The 6148-nt window shown below is 61.1% G+C and carries 7 protein-coding genes; 1 reads left to right on the forward strand and 6 read right to left on the reverse strand.

Annotation, left to right across the window (positions count from 1 at the left end; all coding sequences use genetic code 11):
• Positions 1-120: 120 nt before the first annotated feature.
• From ACK41V_RS15190 to ACK41V_RS15200, 3 genes are all read right to left on the reverse strand, one after another.
• Complete coding sequence (locus ACK41V_RS15190) at positions 121-1131, reverse strand: inorganic phosphate transporter (protein WP_409783438.1); 1011 nt, start codon at positions 1129-1131, stop codon at positions 121-123.
• A 19-nt stretch (positions 1132-1150) separates the two neighbouring features.
• On the reverse strand, positions 1151-1798 hold the full coding sequence (locus tag ACK41V_RS15195; RefSeq protein ID WP_409783439.1) for a DUF47 domain-containing protein: 648 nt from the start codon (positions 1796-1798) through the stop codon (positions 1151-1153).
• 150 nt (positions 1799-1948) lie between these two features.
• Positions 1949-2311 (reverse strand): DMT family protein, encoded by a 363-nt coding sequence (locus ACK41V_RS15200; RefSeq protein ID WP_409783440.1) that lies wholly within the window; start codon positions 2309-2311, stop codon positions 1949-1951.
• 384 nt (positions 2312-2695) lie between these two features.
• Between ACK41V_RS15200 and ACK41V_RS15205 the strand changes: the two genes are divergently transcribed.
• Positions 2696-3307 (forward strand): outer membrane beta-barrel protein, encoded by a 612-nt coding sequence (locus ACK41V_RS15205; protein ID WP_409783441.1) that lies wholly within the window; start codon positions 2696-2698, stop codon positions 3305-3307.
• Between the two features lie 105 nt (positions 3308-3412).
• Here ACK41V_RS15205 and ACK41V_RS15210 read toward each other — a convergent pair whose 3' ends face one another.
• From ACK41V_RS15210 to ACK41V_RS15220, 3 genes are read right to left on the reverse strand one after another with little or no spacing between them, the layout of a single operon-like run.
• Positions 3413-4141, reverse strand: coding sequence for an ABC transporter ATP-binding protein (locus tag ACK41V_RS15210; protein WP_409783442.1), 729 nt, complete (start codon positions 4139-4141; stop codon positions 3413-3415).
• Positions 4142-4143: 2 nt separating this feature from the next.
• A complete protein-coding gene (locus ACK41V_RS15215; protein ID WP_409783443.1) occupies positions 4144-4938 on the reverse strand; it encodes an ABC transporter ATP-binding protein in 795 nt (264 codons plus the stop codon).
• Positions 4939-4958: 20 nt separating this feature from the next.
• Positions 4959-6041 (reverse strand): ABC transporter permease subunit, encoded by a 1083-nt coding sequence (locus tag ACK41V_RS15220; protein ID WP_409783444.1) that lies wholly within the window; start codon positions 6039-6041, stop codon positions 4959-4961.
• Between the last annotated feature and the right edge of the window lie 107 nt (positions 6042-6148).

A 6148-nucleotide genomic window follows, 5' to 3' on the forward strand; every position in this document is an offset into this window, starting at 1 on the left:
CCGACGCGCTCAGCCTATCGGACTGCGAAATTTGAATCAAATTGGGCTCTAGCGCTTATCTACATTGCGCATATAGCTATCAAAATAGCAGCAATTTCACCAACAGACAACACGACCCGGTCAGAAGATCTGAAGGCTGATCCAGTACGCCACCGCTGCCACAAAGGCGCTGGCCGGGATGGTCAGCACCCACGCCCACACGATGTTGCCCGCCACGCCCCAACGCACCGCGCTGGCGCGCTGGGTGGAGCCCACACCCACGATGGCGCCAGTGATGGTGTGGGTGGTGGACACCGGAATGCCCAGCATGGTGGCCATAAACAGCGTGATCGCCCCGCCCGTTTCGGCACAAAAGCCACCCACAGGCTTGAGCTTTGTGATCTTCTGGCCCATGGTCTTGACGATGCGCCAGCCGCCGAACATAGTGCCCAGGCCGATGGCGGCGTAGCAACTCACGATGGTCCACACGGGGGGCGACGCGTCGGACGCCGCGGTGTACCCCGTCGCAATCAGCAGCAACCAGATGATGCCGATGGTTTTTTGCGCGTCGTTGCCGCCGTGGCCCAGGCTGTATGCGCCCGCCGACACCAGTTGCAGGCGCCGGAACCACTTGTCCACGCGGCTGGGTCGCGCCCGGCGGAAGATCCACGCCACCGCCACCATCATGAGAGAGCCCAGCAAAAATCCGAGCAGCGGCGACACAAAGATAAACGCCACCGTTTTCAGGATGCCGGACGAGATCAATGCGCCCGCTCCGGCCTTCGCAATCACCGCACCCACAATGCCACCGATCAGCGCGTGCGACGAGCTGCTGGGGATGCCGTAGTACCAGGTGATCACGTTCCAGCTGATGGCCCCCACCAAGGCACCAAAAACCACGTGCGTGTCCACGATGCCGGGTTGAACAATGCCCTTGCCGACGGTAGCTGCCACGCTGAGGTGAAAGACAAAAATCGCGATGAAATTAAAAAATGCCGCGAACAACACTGCCTGTCCGGGCTTGAGCACACCGGTGGACACCACCGTGGCTATTGAGTTGGCGGCGTCGTGAAACCCGTTCATGAAGTCGAACAGGATCGCCAACGCCACGAGCATCACCACAACCCACAGGGCCGTTTGTACGGTTTCCATGCTGATCAGCCCGCGGGAATCAGGAGTTTTCGAGGACGATGCCCTCGATGCAGTTGGCGACGTCTTCGCACTTGTCGGTGATCGTTTCCAGCAGCTCATAGATGGCCTTGAGCTTGATCACCTCGCGCACATCGGGCTCTTCGCGGAACAGCTTGCTCATCGCGCTGCGCATCACGCGATCGGCGTCCGACTCCAGCTTGTCAATCTCTTCACAGGTCTTGAGCGCGGCCTCGGCCACGGCGGGGTCGGCAATCTTGTCGAGCAGCTTGACGGCGTCGCGCACACGCTCGCAGCACTTCAAGCTCAGGTCCGTGAGGCGGGTGATTTCCTCCGTCATGTGGCGCACGTCGTACAGCGCCATGGTCTCTGCCGAATCCTGGATCAGGTCGGCCACGTCGTCCATCGTGTTGATCAGCGTGTGGATCTGCTCGCGGTCGATGGGGGTGATGAACGTCTTGTGGATGGCCTTGTTGACGTCGTGTGTGACGCGGTCGGCCGCACGCTCGGCGTTGTCCACGTCCTGGTTGTATTTGTCGCGCAGGTGCGGGTCGTTGTAGTTGGCCACCAGTTGCGAGAAGGCACGGGCCGCCTCGACGATGCGGTCCGCATGCTGGTTGAACATTTCGAAAAAGTTGCCTTCGCGTGGCAACAGTTTGGCAAACAGCATGGAAGCTCCTGGATCGGGGTCAGATTTCTGAACAATGACAAAGCCATGTCGATTGCATGACTATTTTGTGACCCGCGGAGTTTAACCGTGTGCCCTGACGGCCCATGGGGGTTTCAAAAAGCGGCAAACCCTCTGGCTGCTGCCGCGCGGTCAGGCGCCGCGAAAGATGAAATACACCGCGCCCACCAGGCACAAGCCTGCCCACAGATAGTCCCATTTGAGCGGCTGCCCCATGTAGAACACCGCAAACGGCACAAACACCGCCAGCGTGATCACCTCTTGCATGATCTTGAGCTGCCCCACGTTGAACTGCGTGTAGCCGATGCGGTTGGCAGGCACTTGCAGCAGATATTCAAACAGGGCAATGCCCCAGCTCACCAAGGCCGCGATGTACCACGGCGAGGTGGCCAGGCTTTTGAGGTGCCCATACCAGGCGAAGGTCATGAAGATGTTGCTGGCCACCAAAAGCAAGATGGTCTGCAGAGAAATGGGCAAGGATTGAAGCGCGGTCATAGGGTGGCCTACAAAGCGTGGAGCGAGAAGTGGGACGTAACGCCGCACCGGGACGGGCGCGGACTGCTGGAAGACAGATTATGTATAAAAATGGCCTCTAGCGCTTGATACAAAAGCGCTAGTAGCTATATAAAACATAGCACCTCTGCGCACGCCGTTTCACTTGCTACGCCTGCCACATACCCCTCCGCCGTACAGGCGTGCAGGTCAGCCCAGTCCTACGGACACGGACCCCGTGAGCCCACAGGCTCTGGGCAGGATGGCCCCTAAATTGAACGTTCGCCCAGCGCGCGATGACGCGATAAACCACCAGCAACGGCGGTGTCACGCGCGCTTTCTCACCCTAGTGTTCCCACGAGACCCCGCCCCCAAGGACCCCGAACGATGACAACCTCTTTCCGTTTTCTTCCTGTCGCCCTGGCCGTCGCTTGCGCAGCGATGAGCGCCCAGGCGCAGACCTCTTCCTCCACATCCCCCGCACGCGCTGACCGCAGCTCATGGGTTCCGTACACCCAGGACGGCTACGTCGGCATCAGCGGTGGCCGGTCCAAATACGATCTGAACAGCGGCCCTGCGGGTCTGGCCTCTGACAATTCCGACTCTGCACTCAAGCTCTACACCGGCGGTTTCTTCCATCCCAATATGGGCGTGGAGTTTGGCTATATCGACGCGGGCAAAGCACACCGCCTGGGCGGTGACACGAAAGCGCACGGGTTCAACCTGAGCCTGGTGGGCCGCGCGCCACTGAGCGAGCAGTTTGACGTGTTCGGCAAGGTGGGTACCACCTACGGTCGCACGCGCACCTCGGCGCAGGCTGGCACGGGCGTGCAGACGGGCAAGGAAGACGGGTTTGGCCTGTCGTACGGCCTGGGTGCCCGCTGGGCGTTTACGCCCCAATGGGCGGCTGTGGTGGAGTGGGAGAACCACAAGTTCAAGTTCTCGGATGGCAATGCCGACGTCAAGCTGACCACGGTGGGCGTGCAGTACCGCTTCTGACAACCAGCAGCGGTTTCGATCAAAAAAGGGCGCGAGCCTTGCGGATCGCGCCCTTTTTCAATGCCGTTGTGAGGCACGGCACGCAGGCCAGATGGCTGCGTAGTTTTACTCGCCCAGGTAGGCAGCGCGCACCTTGGGGTCGTTCAGCAGGTCCTGGCCGGGGCCGGACATGGTGATCAGTCCAGACTCCATCACATAACCGCGGTCGGCAATGGCCAGCGCACGGCTGGCGTTCTGCTCCACCAGCAAGATGGTGACGCCCAGGGCGTACACATCGCGCACCACTTCAAAGATCTTGTCCACCATGATGGGGGACAGACCCATGGAGGGCTCGTCCAGCAGCAGCACCTTGGGCTGGCTCATCAGCGCGCGGCCCATGGCCAGCATTTGCTGTTCACCGCCCGACATGGTGCCGGCCAGCTGGTCCTTGCGCTCGCGCAGGCGCGGGAAGATGGTGAACATCTTCTCGATGTCCGCCACGATGCCCGCCTTGTCCCGGCGCAGGTATGCGCCCATCTGCAGGTTCTCGGTGATGGTCATGCGCGCAAACACGCCGCGGCCTTCCGGCACCATCACGAGGCCCTTCTTGACCAGGTCCCAGGCGCCTTTGCCCTTGATGCTTTCGCCCAGGTACTCAATGCTGCCGTCGCCCAAGGGCAACGTGCCCGTGATGGCCTTCATGGTGGTGGTCTTGCCGGCGCCGTTGGAGCCGATCAGCGAGACCAGTTCGCCCTCACGCACTTCAAAGTCCACGCCCTTGACGGCCTGGATACCGCCGTAGGCCACTTTCAGGCCCTTGACCTGCAGCAGTACCTTGTTGGATTTTTCGGCCATTCTCAATGTCCTCCGGTGCCCAGATAGGCCTCAATCACTTTTTCGTTCTTCTGCACAGTGGCAGGCGTACCTTCGGCGATCTGTTTGCCGTAGTCGAGCACGGTCACGCGGTCGCACAGGCCCATCACCAGCTTCACATCATGTTCGATGAGCAAGATGGTGCGGTTGTCGTTGCGGATGCGGTCGATCAGCTCGCGCAGCAGCACCTTTTCGGTGGCGTTCATGCCTGCGGCAGGTTCGTCCAGGGCGATCAGCTGCGGGTCGGTAGCCAAAGCGCGGGCGATTTCCAGGCGGCGCTGGTCGCCGTAGCTCAAAGTGCGCGCCTTGTAGTCGGCAAACTTGCCGATGCCCACGTAGTCGAGCAATTCTTGTGCACGCTTGGCAATGGCCGCTTCTTCTTCCTTGAAGCCTTTGGTGCGCAACACGGCGCCCAGAAGCCCCGATTTGGTGCGAATGTGCCGGCCGACCATCACGTTTTCGAGCGCCGTCATGTCCGAAAACAGGCGGATGTTCTGGAAGGTGCGCGCAATGCCTGCCTTGGCCACTTCGTGCACGGCGGTGGGCTCGTAGGGCTTGCCCGCCAGCTCGAAGGTGCCGCTGTCGGGTGTGTACAGGCCGGTGATCACGTTGAAGAACGTGGTTTTGCCTGCGCCGTTGGGACCGATCAGGCCATAGACCTGGCCTCGCTCAATGGTGATGCCCACGTCGGAGAGGGCTTGCAGGCCACCAAAACGCTTGGAAATGCCTGCAACCTTCAGCACCACGTCTTTGGCTGAATTGTGAGTGTTCTCTGCCATGTTCTGACTTTCTGCGGTGTTCAGGTCTTCTGCGTGAGGCTCTTGCCGTGGTCGGGCGCTGGCCACAAACCACGGGGACGCAACAGCATGATGATGATCATGGCCAGCGCAATCAGCAGCTGGCGCAGGATGGCGGAGTCCAGACGGCCGTCCGTCATGGCCTGCAGCGGGCCTGCGACATAACGCAGCACTTCAGGCAGCGCCGACAGCAGCACGGCACCCAGAATCACGCCCGGGATATGGCCGATACCACCCAGCACCACCATGGCGACGATCATGACCGACTCCATCAGGCTGAACGACTCGGGCGACACGAAGCCCTGGAACGCACCGAACATGGCGCCCGCCACGCCACCAAACGAAGCACCCATGCCGAAGGCCAGCAACTTCATGTTGCGGGTGTTGATGCCCATGGCCTTGGCGGCAATTTCGTCTTCACGGATGGCCATCCAGGCCCGGCCGATGCGCGAATCCTGCAGGCGGTAGCAGATGATCACGGAGATCACCACGAGCACCAGGAACAGGTAGTAGTACAGCGTCACCGAGCTGATGTCGAAGCCAAACAGCTCCAGGCGTTTGCCCAGGTCCAGCCCGAAAATCTTGACCGAGTCGATCTGGCCCAGGCCCTTGGGGCCGTTGGTCAGGTTGGCGGGGTGGTCGAGGTTATTCAGGAAGATGCGGACGATTTCACCGAAGCCCAGCGTCACGATGGCCAGGTAGTCGCCCCGCAACTTGAGCGTGGGCGCCCCGAGCAGCGCACCGAAGAACGCCGCTAACAACGCCGCTAGCGGTATGACCAGCCACAGCGAGGTGTGAAGCCCGTTGGGGAACATGGCGGCAAACGCCGCAAAGTTGTCCGCCAAGTGCGGTGAAGCCATCAACGCAAACAGATAGGCGCCCACGGCGTAGAACGCCACGTAGCCCAGATCCAGCAGGCCGGCGTAGCCGACCACGATGTTCAGGCCCAGGGCCAGCAGCACGTACAGCAGGGCCAGGTCGGCAATGCGCACCCAGGCGTTGCCAAAGTATTGCAGGATCAGCGGCAGCACCAGCAGCGCGACGGCGCCGAGGATCCAGTTGGTTTTGGTGTTCTGTATCTTCATGGTGTGAGGCTCCTCAGGCGCGATCGGCCACACGCTCACCCAGCAGGCCCGAGGGGCGCAGCGTCAGGATGATGATGAGCACGATGAACGCAAAGATGTCGGTGTAG

Origin of the sequence: Acidovorax sp., from assembly GCF_046291265.1 — a bacterium.
Classification (GTDB): Bacteria; Pseudomonadota; Gammaproteobacteria; order Burkholderiales; family Burkholderiaceae_C; genus Acidovorax.